The organism is Rhodococcus sp. NS-SX18, assembly GCF_057367935.1.
In genome coordinates, this window is the sequence record NZ_CM170633.1 from 2536871 (window position 1) to 2552310 (window position 15440).

At 71.0% G+C, this 15440-nt stretch carries 15 protein-coding genes; 11 read left to right on the forward strand and 4 right to left on the reverse strand.

The annotated features are described in order from the left end of the window. Positions 1-29: 29 nt before the first annotated feature. Positions 30-173 carry a hypothetical protein gene (locus tag AC2IPW_RS11885; RefSeq protein ID WP_162919312.1) on the reverse strand — a complete coding sequence of 48 codons (144 nt, stop codon included), beginning with the start codon at positions 171-173 and terminating at the stop codon, positions 30-32. Between the two features lie 161 nt (positions 174-334). Continuing rightward, the gene (locus AC2IPW_RS11890; protein ID WP_432794045.1) at positions 335-955 is read right to left on the reverse strand and encodes a TetR/AcrR family transcriptional regulator; all 621 of its coding nucleotides are present in this window, start codon (positions 953-955) and stop codon (positions 335-337) included. A gap of 110 nt (positions 956-1065) precedes the next feature. On the opposite strand from AC2IPW_RS11890, the gene AC2IPW_RS11895 reads away from it, so the two are divergent. Further along, entirely contained in the window at positions 1066-1950 is an 885-nt protein-coding gene (locus AC2IPW_RS11895) for a DUF2236 domain-containing protein (protein WP_301915452.1), read from the forward strand. A 21-nt stretch (positions 1951-1971) separates the two neighbouring features. On the opposite strand, the gene AC2IPW_RS11900 is transcribed toward AC2IPW_RS11895, so the two are convergent. Both AC2IPW_RS11900 and AC2IPW_RS11905 read right to left on the reverse strand, forming a co-directional pair. Continuing rightward, positions 1972-3192: a patatin-like phospholipase family protein gene (locus AC2IPW_RS11900; protein ID WP_301915453.1), complete on the reverse strand. Its 1221-nt coding sequence runs from the start codon at positions 3190-3192 to the stop codon at positions 1972-1974. Positions 3193-3270: 78 nt separating this feature from the next. Then, complete coding sequence (locus AC2IPW_RS11905) at positions 3271-3831, reverse strand: B-4DMT family transporter (RefSeq protein WP_486376893.1); 561 nt, start codon at positions 3829-3831, stop codon at positions 3271-3273. Positions 3832-3932: 101 nt separating this feature from the next. Here AC2IPW_RS11905 and AC2IPW_RS11910 point away from each other — a divergent pair, with 101 nt between their 5' ends. From AC2IPW_RS11910 to pyrF, 10 genes are all read left to right on the forward strand, one after another. Continuing rightward, the gene (locus tag AC2IPW_RS11910) at positions 3933-5024 is read left to right on the forward strand and encodes a M24 family metallopeptidase (protein WP_040271343.1); all 1092 of its coding nucleotides are present in this window, start codon (positions 3933-3935) and stop codon (positions 5022-5024) included. A gap of 35 nt (positions 5025-5059) precedes the next feature. Further along, the gene (gene efp, locus AC2IPW_RS11915; protein ID WP_040271344.1) at positions 5060-5623 is read left to right on the forward strand and encodes an elongation factor P; all 564 of its coding nucleotides are present in this window, start codon (positions 5060-5062) and stop codon (positions 5621-5623) included. After that, positions 5624-6133 (forward strand): transcription antitermination factor NusB, encoded by a 510-nt coding sequence (gene nusB / locus AC2IPW_RS11920; protein WP_486376894.1) that lies wholly within the window; start codon positions 5624-5626, stop codon positions 6131-6133. A 191-nt stretch (positions 6134-6324) separates the two neighbouring features. After that, positions 6325-6924, forward strand: a complete 600-nt coding sequence (pyrR, locus tag AC2IPW_RS11925; RefSeq protein ID WP_010595132.1) for a bifunctional pyr operon transcriptional regulator/uracil phosphoribosyltransferase PyrR — start codon at positions 6325-6327, stop codon at positions 6922-6924. After that, a complete protein-coding gene (locus AC2IPW_RS11930) occupies positions 6921-7865 on the forward strand; it encodes an aspartate carbamoyltransferase catalytic subunit (protein ID WP_003935416.1) in 945 nt (314 codons plus the stop codon). The genes pyrR and AC2IPW_RS11930 overlap by 4 nt, the downstream gene beginning before the upstream one ends. Positions 7866-7930: 65 nt before the next feature. After that, positions 7931-9250, forward strand: coding sequence for a dihydroorotase (locus AC2IPW_RS11935; RefSeq protein WP_289380750.1), 1320 nt, complete (start codon positions 7931-7933; stop codon positions 9248-9250). Beyond that, positions 9250-9756 (forward strand): PH-like domain-containing protein, encoded by a 507-nt coding sequence (locus AC2IPW_RS11940; RefSeq protein ID WP_003935414.1) that lies wholly within the window; start codon positions 9250-9252, stop codon positions 9754-9756. Before AC2IPW_RS11935 ends, AC2IPW_RS11940 begins: the two co-directional genes overlap by 1 nt. A gap of 96 nt (positions 9757-9852) precedes the next feature. Then, entirely contained in the window at positions 9853-11016 is a 1164-nt protein-coding gene (gene carA, locus AC2IPW_RS11945; RefSeq protein ID WP_003935413.1) for a glutamine-hydrolyzing carbamoyl-phosphate synthase small subunit, read from the forward strand. Further along, the gene (carB, locus tag AC2IPW_RS11950) at positions 11017-14427 is read left to right on the forward strand and encodes a carbamoyl-phosphate synthase large subunit (protein ID WP_416063527.1); all 3411 of its coding nucleotides are present in this window, start codon (positions 11017-11019) and stop codon (positions 14425-14427) included. It abuts the gene before it with no gap. Next, on the forward strand, positions 14424-15248 hold the full coding sequence (gene pyrF / locus AC2IPW_RS11955) for an orotidine-5'-phosphate decarboxylase (RefSeq protein ID WP_450121698.1): 825 nt from the start codon (positions 14424-14426) through the stop codon (positions 15246-15248). Before carB ends, pyrF begins: the two co-directional genes overlap by 4 nt. Positions 15249-15440 lie beyond the last annotated feature (192 nt).

Here is a 15440-nt window from a genome sequence, read left to right on the forward strand (position 1 = left end):
GTCGGCGCGGGCGGTGCCGCGGGCCGGACTCATCCGGCGTCGACGCTCCGGTGGGCCAGTTCCTCGCGCGCGGCGGTCTCGACGGCGACCGGAAGTGTCAGGGTGCGGCCCAGTTCGAAGTCGGCCACGAATTCGGCGAGCAGGTCGGTCGGCCATCGATCGAATTCGGCCATCGCAATCCCCCCTCGGTGCGTGCGATCGAGGTGACCGGCGTGCCCCTGCCGGTCCCCGGTTCTCGATCCCGACAGTTCACATTTACACCACCGGCACGTCCCGTGACACTGCTTCCGGCCGAATCGGTCCGTTCCGCCCGGCGAGTCCGGTTCCGTCCGACCTACCCGTCCTCCGACGGAGTGACGGCGCGCCGGACGAGCAGGGCGCAGTGCTCGACGAGCGCGTCTCGCTCGACGTCGATCTGCCCGTCGATCCACGCGACGATCAGCGCCCCGATGCCCAGGCCCAGGACGGCGCCGGCGATCAGCCGGGTCTCGGCGTCCGGCTCCGGCGCGGTGACGTCCACGAGCAGGGCGCCGAGTAGGGCGGGCGCTGCATGCAGACCCTGCTGCGACAGGACCGGCTCGGTCATGGCCTCGCGGACCAGCACCCGGCCGCGACGGGGGTCGGCGGCGAAGAAGTCGATCGCTCCGGAGACGAAGGCGCGGGCCCGGGCGGTGACCTCTGCCGGAGCGGCCGCCACGACGTCCTGCATATGACGCACGAGACCCTCCGCTGTCGTCGCGAAGACTGCGGCGACCAGGTCGTCGCGCGAGGGAAAACTCTCGTAGAAGTAGCGCTCGCTGACCCCGGCGGCGCGGCACAGGGCGCGGACGGTGACCGCGCGGCCTCCGCCGGTGCCGAGCAGTTCGGTGCCCGCCGCAAGGATCCGGGTGCGGCGCTGCGCGCGCCGGTCGTCGGCGCTGACGCCGTGCCAGCTGCGGCTCGGGGGTGTGCGCATGGATCCCATCCTGCCGGACCGGGCGGCCGGAACGGGAAAGGCCGTTGACCACCCCGTAGTGGACAACATATGTTGTCCACTATGGGGTCCGGGAGCGCAACGGAGGACGAATGAAGAATGTGACGATCGGACGGCAGATCCGACGGGAGATCGAGCGGCTCGATCCGGTCCGCGACGATCGCGCCGTCGCGCGGCTCTCGCTCGAGGTCCTGAACGGGAACGCGATGCTCGTGAACGCACTGTTCACGGTGTCGTTCATCCGGCAGGTGGCCGTGCCCACCGTCGCAAAGATCCTGCACCGCCGCGGCCGCGGCGACATCGTCGTCGACACGGCGAAGCGCAACGACGACACCATGGTGTTCTTCGGCAAGTTCCTCGAACTCGGCTACGACACCGCCGAGGGCCTCGCATGGATCGAGCGGCTCAACGAGATCCACGGGCACTTCCCGATCCGCAACGAGGACTCGCTCTACACCCTCGCGACGCTCGCGCTCGAACCGCAGCGCATCGCCGCACTCGTCGGGTCCCGGCCGTTCTCCGAGACGGAACTCGAAGGACAGTGGCGCTTCTGGAGCGGCGTGGCAGCCGCCCAGCGGATCACGGACATCCCCGAGTCCCGCGACGAGCTCACCCGCTGGACGGCCGCCTTCGAGGCCGCGCAGTATGCGCGCACCGACGACGGGCTCGCCGTGACCCGTCGACTCGTCGACGACTTCGCGGACCGCTGGTTTCCCGGACCGTTGCGAGCGCTCGCGCCGGAGGTGCTGTCGACGTTCTGCGACGACCACCTGCGCGGCGTGCAGAACCTGCCCGAACCGCGGCCCGTTCTCGCCTACCTCGCGCGATCCGCGGTACGCACCTACTTCGCTGCCACCACGCTGCGCCCGGTACGGCGCGACCGCAGTTTCGTGGAGACCTTCGGGACGGCGCGGTACGGAGCCCGTGACCGGGACGCGGTGGGATATCGGCGCCCGGACCCGGCGCGACGGCGCTGACCGCCCGGATCGGGGCGGGGGTCAGGCCCGGAGCTCGGCGGCAGCCTGTGCGGAGCTCGGTTCGGCGCCGTGTTCGCGGCCCAGTTCGGCGATCGCGCGCGTGAATTCGGGGTCGAACAGCAGGAAGCTGAGCAGGTCGCCGCGATCCTCTTCGTCGCCCCCGATCAATCGTGCGACGACGGACGGCGCGGGATTGCGCACGAACTGGCGCACGAGGGACTGGTTGCGCACCACGGCGTGGGCGATCTCGGCGATCCGTCCCGCATCCTCCAGCGGCGGGCCGGCGAAGTCGATGCCGATCGGGCGGTCGGTGGCGGCCACCGCCCGGGTCTCCGCGATCCGCGCGTTGCGGAATTCGAGCTGATGCAGATCCTCGATCATCCGGTAGCCGAGCATGGCTCGCAATGCGAGGGCCGCGACGCCCGCGACGTCCGGGGCGGGCCGCCGGTGCCGGTTCGGGCGGGGCACCACCGGGGGCGGCCAGACCCGCGGCTGCGTCGCCACCACCCCGACGTGCCCCGCGCCGAGCAGAAGCGCGGGCTTGATGGGGGTGTTGAGGAGCAGTCCGCCGTCGATGTACCACCCGGTGCGCTGCGGCGCGCACGGGTCGGTGATGTGGACGGGCCGGAACAGGATCGGCACCGCGGAGGACGCCAGCAGGTGGTCGACGGTCAAGGTGGTCTCGACGTAGCTGATGTTGCGGCGGAGGTCGTACTCGGGCAGCCGCACCGAGTCGTTCTTCTCGACGAACACCACCGTGCCGCCCGAATCGACGGACGTCGTGGCCACGGCGACCGCATCCACGAGTCCGGCACGGATGTTCTCGTGCAGCCGGTCCCACGGGAGGAGACGCTGCAGGGTGTGCCGGATCGGGCTCGTGTCCAGCAGGCTGACGAGACGAGTGAGCGGGAAGCCCAGGGCCTGCCCGACGAAGGCGGCGCCGGTTCCCAGAATGCTGTGCACCGTCGAGTACACGTCGGACGAGTCCACACCGGTCCACAGGTCCACCAGCCGCTCCGAAGCTGCGGGGAACCCCTCGTCGGCGAAGGCGGCGAGTCCCACCACGTTGATCGCGCCGGCGCTGGTGCCGACGAGAAGCTCGGGCGGGCCGTTGTGCGCGGTCATTCGTGGTAGCAGTGTGGTGATCGCCCCGGCCTGATACGCGCCGCGCGCACCCGCGCCCGCGACGACCAGCGCCGACCGCCGGCGTCCGTGGGTGCCGCTCGTCCCGCGTCCGGCCATGGGCCGAACGGTACCTGCCCGCTCCGGGCTGCGGACCCGATTCCGTCACCGCTGCGGACCGCGGCCGGCGGGCAGGTGTCAGGGGCGGCGGTCCGGATCGATCCGCTCGAACACCTCGGTGGGTGCGTCGTCGTCACGCCACTCCCGATCCGGGGCCGCGGACGCTGGGACCGGTGCCTGCCTGTCGTCCGGCTTTCCCGGCGCCGCAGACTTGCGCTGGTCCCGGCGTACCAGCAGCCGCCCGAGCATCACCGCGGCCGTCGCGGGGACGAACACCAGCAGCACGGTGAACGCCGCGCCCGAGGTCAGTTCGAAGAACAGCGACTTGACCCCGACCTGGATCGGGCTGACCGTGTCGATCAGCCACGTCAGCAGGCCGGAGAGGAGACCGGTGACCGCCGCGGCCTTCAGCCACAGTATCGTCAGGTCCGCACCGTCCTCCGACTGCGGGTGCGCCCGCTGATCGCGGATCCCGTCGAGCCCGGCCCACACGATCGCGGCGAGCACGACGACGGCCAAAGCCACCATCCGCAGCATCGAGCCTTGCAGCGGCCATTGCACCAGGGCGGCCCCCAGCAGGACCCGTACCAGCACGTGCACGAGGGTCAGGCCGAGCCCGCGAAGCAACCAGGGTTTCATGTTCCTCAGAGTAACGTCTGGATCGGCGGAGATGTGTCCCGCCCCACATTCGTCACCGGCGACGGCGGTCCCGGCTGTCGGCGCGGGAGTACGTTGACCCCATGCCCGCCGCTCACTCCGCCCGCCGCGCCGCGCTGCGCCGGTTGCTCGCCGACCGGGACCTCGACGCGCTCCTGGTGACCGACCTGCTCAACATCCGCTACCTCACCGGATTCACCGGTTCGAACGCCGCGCTGCTCGTCACCACCGACGACGTCGACGAGTCCCGCACCGTCGTGTGCACCGACGGCCGCTACCTCACCCAGGTCGCCGCTCAGGTTCCCGATCTGCGGGCCGAGATCGCCCGCGCCAGTGCCGATCACCTGGTCCGTTCCGCGGCGACGCCGGCCCGGTGGGGCTTCGAGAGCCATGTCGTCACCGTCGACACGCACGTGCGCTGGGCGGGGCTGGACAGCCCGCTCACTCTCACCCCCGCGCCCGGGCTGGTCGAGCAGTTGCGCATGGTCAAGGACGAACACGAGGTCGGACTGCTGACGGCGGCGTGCGCCGTCGCCGACCGGGCACTGGCGGACCTCGTCGCCGCCGGCGGTCTGCGCCCGGGCCGCACCGAACGGCAGGTCGGTCGCGATCTCGAAGCCCGCATGCTCGACCACGGCGCCGACGGCATCTCCTTCGAGACGATCGTCGCGACCGGGGCGAACTCGGCCGTGCCGCACCACCGGCCCACCGACGCCGTGCTCGCCGCCGGAGACTTCGTCAAGCTCGATTTCGGTGCACAGGTCGGCGGATACCACTCCGACATGACCCGCACGTACGTCCTCGGGCGGGCCGCCGACTGGCAGCGCGACGTGTACGACCTGGTCGCGCGCGCCCAGGCGGCCGGGCGGGCGGCGCTCGTACCGGGCATCGACCTGGCCGCCGTGGACGCCGCGTCCCGCGACGTGATCGCCGCCGCCGGACACGGTGAGCTGTTCCTGCACGGACTCGGCCACGGCGTCGGTCTGGAGATCCACGAAGCACCCGGAATCGGCCAGGCCGCGACCGGTACACTTGCCTGCGGTGCGGCGGTGACCGTCGAACCGGGCGTGTACTTCTCCGGGCGCGGAGGCGTGCGGATCGAGGACACGCTCGTGGTGCGTGAGCAGGGACCGGAGCTGCTCACACTCACCGACAAGACATTGACCGTCGTATAAGGGCGGTACCTCGACTCTAGGAGACGCGAAACCAAGTGGCCGATACCAGCGATTTCAAGAACGGGCTCGTGCTGAAGATCGACGGTCAGCTGTGGCAGATCATCGAGTTCCAGCACGTCAAGCCCGGCAAGGGGCCGGCGTTCGTCCGCACGAAGATCAAGAACGTGCTCTCCGGCAAGACCGTCGACAAGACCTGGAACGCCGGTGTGAAGGTCGAGACGGCCACCGTCGACCGTCGCGACATGACGTACCTGTACCACGACGGCTCCGATTACGTCTTCATGGACGGCGAGACCTACGACCAGATCTCCATCAGTGAGGAGACCCTGGGCGGCGGCGCCCGGTTCCTCCTGGAGAACATGCAGGTGCAGGTGGCCACCCACGAGGGCACCCCGCTGTTCGTCGAACTGCCGGTCACCGTCGAACTCGAGGTCACCCACACCGATCCCGGCCTGCAGGGCGACCGCTCGACCGGCGGCACCAAGCCCGCGACCCTCGAGACCGGCGCCGAGATCCAGGTGCCCCTGTTCATCAACACCGGCGACAAGCTCAAGGTCGATTCCCGTGACGGCAGCTACCTCGGGCGAGTGAATTCCTGAGTGTCCGGTACGCAGAAGAAACTCGGAGCCCGGCACAAGGCGCGTAAGCGCGCCGTGGATCTGCTGTTCGAGGCCGAGGCCCGCGACATCGATCCGGTCGGTCTCGCCGCCGACCGGGTCGCGCTCGCCGTCACCGACGACCAGGTCGCGCAGGTGCCGCCGTACACGCAGACCGTCGTGCGTGGCGTGTCGGAGCGACTCGACGAGCTCGACCAGGTGATCGCCGAGCACCTGCACGACTGGACGCTCGAGCGGCTGCCCGCCGTGGACCGGGCGATCCTGCGCATCTCGGTATGGGAGCTGTTCCACGCCCCCGACGTGCCGCCGGTGGTCGCCGTCGACGAGGCGGTCGAGCTGGCCAAGCAGCTGTCCACCGACGATTCGCCCGCGTTCGTCAACGGCATCCTCGGCCAGATCGTGGCGCTCGCCGACCAGGTGCGTGCCGCCGCGGCAGCCACCTCCTCGCGCGCCGCCGACGCGGTCGAGCAGCGGGAGACCGAGCGGCCCTGACGACGCAGCGTGAGCGGGCCCGGCCGGCGACATCCGTCGCCGGCCGGGCCCGCTCGCCGCTTCGGGGACCCCGGCCTGTGTCGGGCCTCACCCCTCATCCGTGCCGGGCGGGCACCGGCCGCTGCTAGGCTGGTGCACCGTCAGGCATCCTTTAACGATCCGTCCAGCGAGGCGGAGAAGGAGGTCGCAGTATGGCCATGTCCGAAGACGGGTCACCGGCATCCCCGCCCGGTCCGGCCCGCGAATTGCTCTCCGCAGCCGACGTCGGCCGCACCGTCGCCCGCATCGCGCACCAGATCATCGAGAAGACCGCGCTCGACGCCCCCGCGGGTGAAGCCCCTCGCGTCGTCCTCGTCGGCATTCCCACCCGCGGCACCACCCTCGCGCACCGGCTCGCCGAACGCATCGCCGAGTTCTCCGGGGTGCGCGTGCCCGTCGGCTCCCTGGACATCACCCTCTACCGCGACGACCTGCGCACCAAGCCGCACCGCCCGCTCGAGCGCACGTCGGTGCCCGAAGGCGGCGTCGAGGACGCCCTCGTCGTCCTCGTCGACGACGTCCTGTTCTCCGGTCGCTCGGTGCGCGCCGCCCTCGACGCCCTGCGCGACCTGGGCCGGCCCCGCGCCGTGCAGCTCGCCGTCCTGGTCGATCGCGGGCACCGCGAACTGCCGCTGCGCGCCGACTACGTCGGCAAGAATGTCCCCACCGCCCGCGCCGAGGACGTGCGGGTCCTGCTCACCGAGCAGGACGACCGCGACGCCGTGGTGATCTCCGGAGGCAAGATTTCGTGAAGCACCTGCTCTCCATCGCGGACCTGACCGAGGAGTCCGCGACCGAGCTTCTCGACGAGGCCGAACGGTTCGAGCAGGCGCTGCTCGGCCGGGAGGTGCGCAAGCTGCCGACCCTGCGCGGCCGCACCGTGATGACGGTGTTCTTCGAGAACTCCACCCGTACCCGGGTCTCGTTCGAGGTCGCCGGCAAGTGGATGAGCGCCGACGTCATCAACGTCAGCGCGTCGAGTTCGTCGGTCGCCAAAGGCGAGTCGCTGCGCGACACCGCGCTGACCCTGCACGCCGCCGGAGCCGATGCCCTGATCGTGCGGCACCCCGCGTCGGGCGCCGCGCACCGGATCGCCGAATGGACCGGCGACGGCAACGGCGGGGGACCGGCGGTGATCAACGCCGGCGACGGCACCCACGAACACCCCACGCAGGCCCTGCTCGACGCGCTCACCCTCCGGCAGCGGCTCGGCTCGATCGCCGGCCGGCGCATCGCGATCGTGGGCGACATCCTGCACAGCCGGGTCGCGCGCTCCAACGCCCTGCTGCTGTCCACGCTCGGTGCCGAGGTGGTGCTCGTCGCGCCGCGCACGTTGCTGCCGGTGGGTGTGGAGACCTGGCCGGTCACCGTCTCGCATTCCCTCGACGCCGAACTGCCCGGCCTCGACGCGGTGCTCATGCTGCGGGTGCAGGCCGAACGCATGAACGGTGGTTTCTTCCCCTCGGCGCGCGAGTATTCGATCGGCTACGGGCTGTCGGAGAAACGGCTGGCGATGCTCGCCGAGCACGCCGTGGTGCTGCATCCCGGCCCGATGCTGCGCGGCATGGAGATCGCCTCGGCGGTCGCCGACGCCCCGCAGACCGCGGTGCTGCAGCAGGTGAGCAACGGCGTGCACGTGCGCATGGCCGTGCTGTTCCGGCTGCTCGTCGGCACGGAGAGCGCGATCGCATGACCGAAGCGTACGCGGACCGGAAGTCCGCGCAGAAGACGAAGAACACTGGGACAGGAGAAGATTCGGTGTCGCCGCAGGTGCTCATCCGCAACGTGCTCGTCTACGGGGAGGGTGCGCCGACCGACGTGCTGCTCGGCGACGAACAGATCCTCGCCCTCGGCACCGACCTCGAGGCGAGCCCCGACGCCGAGGTGATCGACGGCGCGGGACGGATCCTGCTGCCCGGCTTCGTCGACCTGCACACGCATCTGCGCGAGCCCGGCCGTGAGGACACCGAGACCATCGACACCGGATCCGCGGCCGCGGCGCTCGGCGGCTACACCGCGGTGTTCGCGATGGCCAACACCGACCCCGTCGCGGACTCCGTCGTCGTCACCGACCACGTGTGGCGGCGCGGGCAGGAGGTCGGCCTCGTCGACGTGCACCCCGTGGGTGCCGTCACCGTCGGGCTGGCCGGCACGCAACTCGCCGAGATGGGCACCATGGCCGCCGGTGTCGGCCGTGTCCGGATGTTCTCCGACGACGGGCACTGCGTCCACGACCCGCTGATCATGCGGCGGGCGCTGGAGTACTCGAGTTCGCTCGGGGTCCTGATCGCCCAGCACGCCGAGGAACCGCGGCTGACCGCCGGGGCCGTCGCGCACGAGGGCCCCACCGCGGCGCGCCTCGGACTGGCCGGCTGGCCGCGCGCGGCCGAGGAGTCCATCGTCGCGCGCGACGCCCTGCTCGCCCGGGACGCCGGAGCCCGCGTGCACATCTGCCACGCCTCCACCGCCGGGACCGTCGAACTGGTGAGATGGGCCAAGGCGCAAGGGATCCCGATCACCGCCGAGGTCACCCCGCACCATCTGATGCTGGACGATTCCCGGCTCGAGACCTACGACGGCGTCAACCGGGTCAACCCGCCGCTGCGCGAACGTTCCGACGTCGAGGCGCTGCGCCGCGGACTGGCCGAGGGCGTGCTCGACTGCGTCGCCACCGACCACGCCCCGCACGCCGAGCAGGACAAGTGCTGCGAGTTCTCCCAGGCCCGGCCCGGCATGCTCGGGCTCGAGACGGCCCTGTCGATCGTCGTCGAGACGATGGTCCGTCCCGGGTTGCTGGACTGGCGCGGCGTCGCGAAGGTCATGAGCGAACGGCCCGCCGAGATCGTCGGCCTCGACGACCAGGGGCGCCCGCTCGAGGTGGGGGAGCCCGCCAACGTGGTGCTCGTCGACCCCGACGCCGAATGGACGGTGCGCGGACCGGAACTGGCGTCGGTCGCGCACAACACGCCGTACGAGGCGATGACGCTGCCCGGCAAGGTCGTTGCGACCGTGCTGCGCGGCCGGATCACCGCACTCGACGGAGCGGTCCGGCCCGGCACCGGAAGCGGGGTGCGGTGATGGACCGCCTGTGGCTCACACTCGGCTTCGTCGCCCTGTGGGTGGTGCTGGTCCTGCTGATGTGGAAGGGCTGGCGCGGCCGCGGCCGCCGCCAGGCCGACGCCGTCGGTGCCCTCCCGCCGGTGCCGGCCGAGCTGGGGGAGCAGCTGGTGGCCCCGAGCACCGGCCTGTACGTGGGCAGTACCCTCGCGCCGAGCTGGCAGGACCGGATCGCCGTCGGCGACCTGGGCCACCGCGCGGCCGGCGAGATCAGCCGCTACCGCGCCGGGGTGCTGCTCGAGCGCGACGGCGCCTCGCCGATCTGGATCCCGCAGGACTCCATCCGGGCGGTGCGCACCGAACGCGGTCTCGCGGGAAAGGTGATGACCAAGGACGGGGTGCTGGTGATCCGCTGGCAGCTGCCGTCCGGCACCGAGATCGACACCGGATTCCGCGGCGACGACAAGACCATCTACCCCCAGTGGGTGCAGGAGACGAACGAGAATCACCGGGACAGTGAAAGCTAGGACGACAGCCTGGACGGCTGGTACAGCGACGACGGCACGCGAGATTTCGGCTGATGCGGCGAGCTCCGGTGAGGTCGAGCAGAACGGAGAGAACGCATGAGCGGCAACAACTTCGACACGGACACCGCGATCCTGGTGCTCGAGGACGGGCGCACGTTCCGCGGCACCGTCTTCGGTGCGGTGGGACAGACCCTCGGCGAGGCGGTGTTCAGCACCGGCATGACCGGCTACCAGGAGACCCTCACCGACCCGAGCTACCACCGGCAGATCGTGGTCTCCACGGCCCCGCAGATCGGCAACACCGGGTGGAACGCCGAGGACAACGAGTCCGTCGGCCCCACCGGTGACCCCGCCGCCGCGAGGATCTGGGTCGCCGGCTACGTCGTGCGCGACCCGTCGCGCCGCACCTCGAGCTGGCGCGCGGCCGGATCCCTGCAGGACGAACTCGAGCGGCAGAACATCGTCGGTATCGCCGGGATCGACACCCGCGCCCTGGTGCGGCACCTGCGCACCCGCGGCTCGATGCGGGCGGGCGTCTTCTCCGGCGACGCCCTCGCCGGCGACGCCGAGCTGCTCGACCGGGTCCGGAGCCAGCCGTCGATGCTCGGCGCCGACCTCGCCGGCGAGGTCACCACCACGAGCGGCTACGTTGTCGAGCCCGACGGCGAGGCCCGCTTCACCGTCGCCGCGATCGACCTCGGCATCAAGACCAACACCCCGCGGATGTTCGCCGAGCGCGGCATGCGCGTGCACGTGCTGCCGTCCACCGCGACGCTGCACGACATCCTGGACCTGAAAGCCGACGGAGTCTTCCTCTCGAACGGCCCCGGCGACCCGGCCACCGCGGACGGCGCGGTGCATCTGACCAAGGAAGTCCTCGGGCAGGGACTGCCGCTGTTCGGCATCTGCTTCGGCAACCAGATCCTCGGCCGCGCGCTCGGCCTGGGGACCTACAAGATGAAATTCGGGCACCGCGGCATCAACATCCCGGTCATCGAACACGAGACCGGGCGGATCGCCATCACCGCCCAGAACCACGGCTTCGCGCTCGAGGGCGAAGCCGGCCAGGAGTTCGACACCCCGTTCGGCCGGGCCGTGATCAGCCACACCTGCGCCAACGACGGCGCCGTCGAGGGCGTGCGCCTGCTCGACGGGTCCGCCTTCTCCGTGCAGTACCACCCCGAGGCGGCGGCCGGCCCGCACGACGCCTCCTACCTGTTCGATCGGTTCACCAGCATGCTCGAGGGAGAGAAGAACTAAATGCCACGCCGTACCGACCTCTCCCACATCCTCGTCATCGGCTCCGGCCCGATCGTCATCGGGCAGGCCTGCGAATTCGACTACTCCGGCACCCAGGCGTGCCGGGTGCTGCGCGAGGAAGGCCTGCGGGTCTCCCTCGTCAACTCCAACCCGGCCACGATCATGACCGACCCGGAGTTCGCCGACTCCACCTACGTCGAGCCCATCACCGCCGAGTTCGTCGAGAAGGTCATCGCCGCCGAGCAGGCCAAGGGCACCCCGATCGACGCGGTGCTCGCCACCCTCGGCGGGCAGACCGCGCTCAACACCGCCGTCGCCCTGCACGAGCAGGGCATCCTCACCAAGTACGACGTCGAACTGATCGGCGCAGACTTCGACGCCATCCAGCGCGGCGAGGACCGGCAGAAGTTCAAGGACATCGTCGCCAAGTGCGGCGGCGAATCCGCGCGCTCGCGGGTCTGCTACACGATGGACGAGGTGCGTGAGACCGTCACCGAACTCGGCTACCCCGTCGTGGTGCGCCCGTCGTTCACCATGGGCGGCCTCGGCTCCGGCATGGCCTACGACGAGGCCGACCTCGAACGCATCGCCGGCGGCGGCCTCGCCGCCTCGCCCACCGCGAACGTGCTCATCGAGGAGTCCATCCTCGGCTGGAAGGAGTACGAGCTCGAGCTCATGCGTGACGGCCGCGACAACGTCGTGATCGTCTGCTCCATCGAGAACGTCGACCCGGTGGGCGTGCACACCGGCGACTCGGTCACCGTCGCCCCCGCCATGACCCTGACCGACCGCGAATACCAGAAGATGCGCGACCTGTCGATCGCGATCCTGCGCGAGGTCGGTGTCGACACCGGCGGCTGCAACATCCAGTTCGCGATGGACCCGCGCGACGGTCGTCTCGTGGTGATCGAGATGAACCCGCGGGTGTCGCGTTCGTCCGCGCTGGCCTCGAAGGCCACCGGCTACCCGATCGCGAAGATGGCCGCCAAGCTCGCCATCGGCTACACCCTCGACGAGATCGTCAACGACATCACCAAGGAGACGCCGGCCTGCTTCGAGCCGACGCTCGACTACGTCGTCGTCAAGGCGCCGCGCTTCGCGTTCGAGAAGTTCCCCGGCGCCGACGGCACCCTGACCACCACCATGAAGTCGGTCGGTGAGGCCATGTCCATCGGCCGCAACTTCACCGAGGCCTTCGGCAAGGTCCTGCGGTCGCTCGAAACCAAGCGTTCCGGGTTCTGGACCGGCCCCGAGGTCGAGGCGGCCGATCTCGGCACCCTGCTCGGGGAGCTCGAGGTCCCGCACGACGGCCGCTTCTACGGCATCGCCAAGGCCTTCGAGCTCGGCGCCACCGTCGAGCAGCTGTTCGACGCCACCAAGATCGACCCGTGGTTCCTCGACCAGATCCAGCAGATCGTCGAGCTGGGGGAGAAGGTGCGCGCCGCCGAGACGTTCGGTGAGCGGGAACTGCGTTTTTCCAAGCACCACGGCTTCTCCGACCGGCAGATCGCGGCGCTGCGCCCCGAGCTCGGCGACGAGGACGCGGTGCGGGCCCTGCGCGAGCAGCTCGGCGTGCACCCGGTGTACAAGACCGTCGACACCTGCGCCGCCGAGTTCGAGGCCAAGACCCCGTACCACTACTCGACGTACGAACTCGACCCGGACGCCGAGACCGAGGTCGCCGAGCAGCGTGAGCGGCCGAAGGTGCTCATCCTCGGCTCGGGCCCCAACCGCATCGGCCAGGGCATCGAGTTCGACTACTCGTGCGTGCACGCCGCCCTGACCCTGTCGCAGGCCGGCTACGAGACCGTCATGGTCAACTGCAACCCCGAGACGGTCTCGACCGACTACGACACCGCCGACCGTCTCTACTTCGAGCCCCTCACCTTCGAGGACGTCTTCGAGGTGTACCGGGCCGAGTCGCAGTCCGGCACCGTCGCCGGGGTCATCGTCCAGCTCGGCGGCCAGACCCCGCTCGGGCTCGCGCGACGGTTGAAGGCCGCCGGGGTGCCGATCGTCGGCACCAGCCCCGAGGCCATCGACCTGGCCGAGGACCGCGGCGAGTTCGGCCGGGTGCTCACCGAGGCGGGTCTGCCCGCCCCGAAGTTCGGCACCGCCACCACCTTCGAGGGCGCCCGCGACATCGCCGCCGGCATCGGCTATCCGGTGCTCGTCCGGCCGTCCTACGTCCTCGGCGGGCGCGGCATGGAGATCGTCTACGACGAGAAGGCGCTCGAGAGCTACATCTCCCGCGCCACCGAGATCTCCGAGGACCGGCCCGTGCTGGTCGACCGCTTCCTCGACGACGCCGTCGAGATCGACGTCGACGCCCTGTGCGACGGCACCGACGTCTACATCGGCGGCATCATGGAGCACATCGAGGAGGCCGGCATCCACTCCGGCGACTCGTCGTGTGCGCTGCCGCCGATCACCCTCGGCCGGTCCGACCTCGAGAACGTGCGCCGCTCCACCGAGGCCCTCGCGCGCGGCATCGGCGTCAAGGGTCTGCTCAACGTGCAGTACGCCCTCAAGGACGACATCCTCTACGTGCTCGAGGCCAACCCGCGCGCCTCCCGCACCGTGCCGTTCGTCTCGAAGGCCACCGCGGTGCAACTCGCCAAGGCCTGCGCGCGGGTCATGATGGGTGAGAGCATCGCCGACCTGCGCGCCGAGGGCATCCTGCCCGCCCACGGCGACGGCGGGCACGCCCCGGTCGACGCTCCGGTCGCGGTGAAGGAGGCGGTGCTGCCGTTCAACCGGTTCCGCCGCGCCGACGGCACCGGCATCGACTCGCTGCTCAGTCCGGAGATGAAGTCCACCGGCGAGGTCATGGGCATCGACGACGACTTCGGCACCGCGTTCGCCAAGAGCCAGACCGCCGCCTACGGGTCGTTGCCCACCTCCGGTTCGGTGTTCGTCTCGGTCGCCAACAAGGACAAGCGGTCGCTGATCTTCCCCGTCAAGCGGCTCGCCGACCTCGGCTTCCGGGTGCTCGCCACCATCGGCACCGCGGAGGTGCTGCGCCGCAACGGCATCCCGTGCGAGCACGTGTACAAGGTGTCGGAGGAGGAACGGCCCGAGGGGGCCCACACCATCGTCGAGAAGATCCGCGCCGGTGAGGTCGACATGGTGATCAACACCCCCTGGGGCAACTCCGGGCCGCGCATCGACGGCTACGAGATCCGCACCGCCGCCGTCGCCGCCAACATCCCGTGCATCACGACGGTGCAGGGTGCCTCCGCGGCCGTTCAGGGCATCGAGGCCGCCATCCGCGGCGACATCGGCGTGCGCTCGCTGCAGGAGATGCACGCCGGGATCCGGGAGGACCAGGGCAGTCTCGACGGCGACGCGGCGCCGGCGTCCGGCGGCGTCGGCGGTCTGCGCGACGGACTCGCGGACACGGCGTCGTGACGACGTTCGGGCAGCGTCTGCACGCGGCCCTCGCCGAGCGCGGGCCGCTGTGCGTGGGCATCGACCCGCACCCGGAACTGCTCGCCGCGTGGGGCCTCACGGTCGACGTCGCGGGGCTCGAGCGGTTCGCCGGGACGTGCGTCGACGCCTTCGCCGGGCACGTGGCCCTCGTCAAGCCGCAGGTCGCGTTCTTCGAGGCGTTCGGTGCCGCGGGCATCGCGGTGCTCGAGCGCACCGTGACGGCCCTGCGCGGCGCCGGCACCCTCGTCCTCGCGGACGCCAAACGCGGGGACATCGGCTCGACGATGGACGCCTACGCCCGCACGTGGCTGACCGACGCGTCCCCGCTGGGCTCCGACGCGGTCACCGTCTCGCCGTACCTGGGTTTCGGCGCGCTCGAGCCCGCGCTGCGCCTCGCCGTCGACGGGCGCGGAGTGTTCGTCCTCGCTGCCACCTCCAACCCCGAGGGTGCCCAGGTGCAGCAGGCGCGCACCGCCGACGGGCGCAGCGTCGCACAGGTGATGGTCGACGAGGCCGCGGCCCGCAACGCCGGCGCCGACACCCTCGGCTCGGTCGGCGTCGTCGTGGGCGCGACCCTCACCCGCGCGCCGGACCTGAGCGCGCTGCACGGCCCGATCCTGATGCCCGGTGTGGGCGCCCAGGGCGGCACCGCCGAGGACGTGCGCCGGCTGGCGGGCGAACGCCTCGACGCCGTCGTGCCCAACGTCTCCCGCGAGGTGTTGCGGGCCGGCCCGACGGCCGCGGCGCTGCGCGACGCCGTGTCCCGCACCGTGGACGCGTTCGCCTTCCTGCGGGCCTGACGCGGCCCGGACATCCGGCCCGGGCCCCGGGCCGGATGTCCGTTCCGGTGCAGGTGGGAGGCCCCCGACACGCTCGTGCGCGGAAATTTTTCCGGGCCGTCTCCGGCGGGGACGGCCCGACGTCGGCGCCGGGGCGCGGGGCGGTACTCGCCCCGGCCCGAACAGCCGCCCATAACGCCGCTACCTGCGGTT

Bases quoted from the DNA above. Each gene is read 5' to 3' on its own strand.
- AC2IPW_RS11885 (WP_162919312.1), bottom strand. From the start codon at position 173: ATGGCCGAATTCGATCGATGGCCGACCGACCTGCTCGCCGAATTCGTG.
- AC2IPW_RS11890 (WP_432794045.1), bottom strand. From the start codon at position 955: ATGCGCACACCCCCGAGCCGCAGCTGGCACGGCGTCAGCGCCGACGAC.
- AC2IPW_RS11895 (WP_301915452.1), top strand. From the start codon at position 1,066: ATGAAGAATGTGACGATCGGACGGCAGATCCGACGGGAGATCGAGCGG.
- AC2IPW_RS11900 (WP_301915453.1), bottom strand. From the start codon at position 3,192: ATGGCCGGACGCGGGACGAGCGGCACCCACGGACGCCGGCGGTCGGCG.
- AC2IPW_RS11905 (WP_486376893.1), bottom strand. From the start codon at position 3,831: ATGAAACCCTGGTTGCTTCGCGGGCTCGGCCTGACCCTCGTGCACGTG.
- AC2IPW_RS11910 (WP_040271343.1), top strand. From the start codon at position 3,933: ATGCCCGCCGCTCACTCCGCCCGCCGCGCCGCGCTGCGCCGGTTGCTC.
- pyrR (WP_010595132.1), top strand. From the start codon at position 6,325: ATGGCCATGTCCGAAGACGGGTCACCGGCATCCCCGCCCGGTCCGGCC.
- AC2IPW_RS11940 (WP_003935414.1), top strand. From the start codon at position 9,250: ATGGACCGCCTGTGGCTCACACTCGGCTTCGTCGCCCTGTGGGTGGTG.
- carA (WP_003935413.1), top strand. From the start codon at position 9,853: ATGAGCGGCAACAACTTCGACACGGACACCGCGATCCTGGTGCTCGAG.
- carB (WP_416063527.1), top strand. From the start codon at position 11,017: ATGCCACGCCGTACCGACCTCTCCCACATCCTCGTCATCGGCTCCGGC.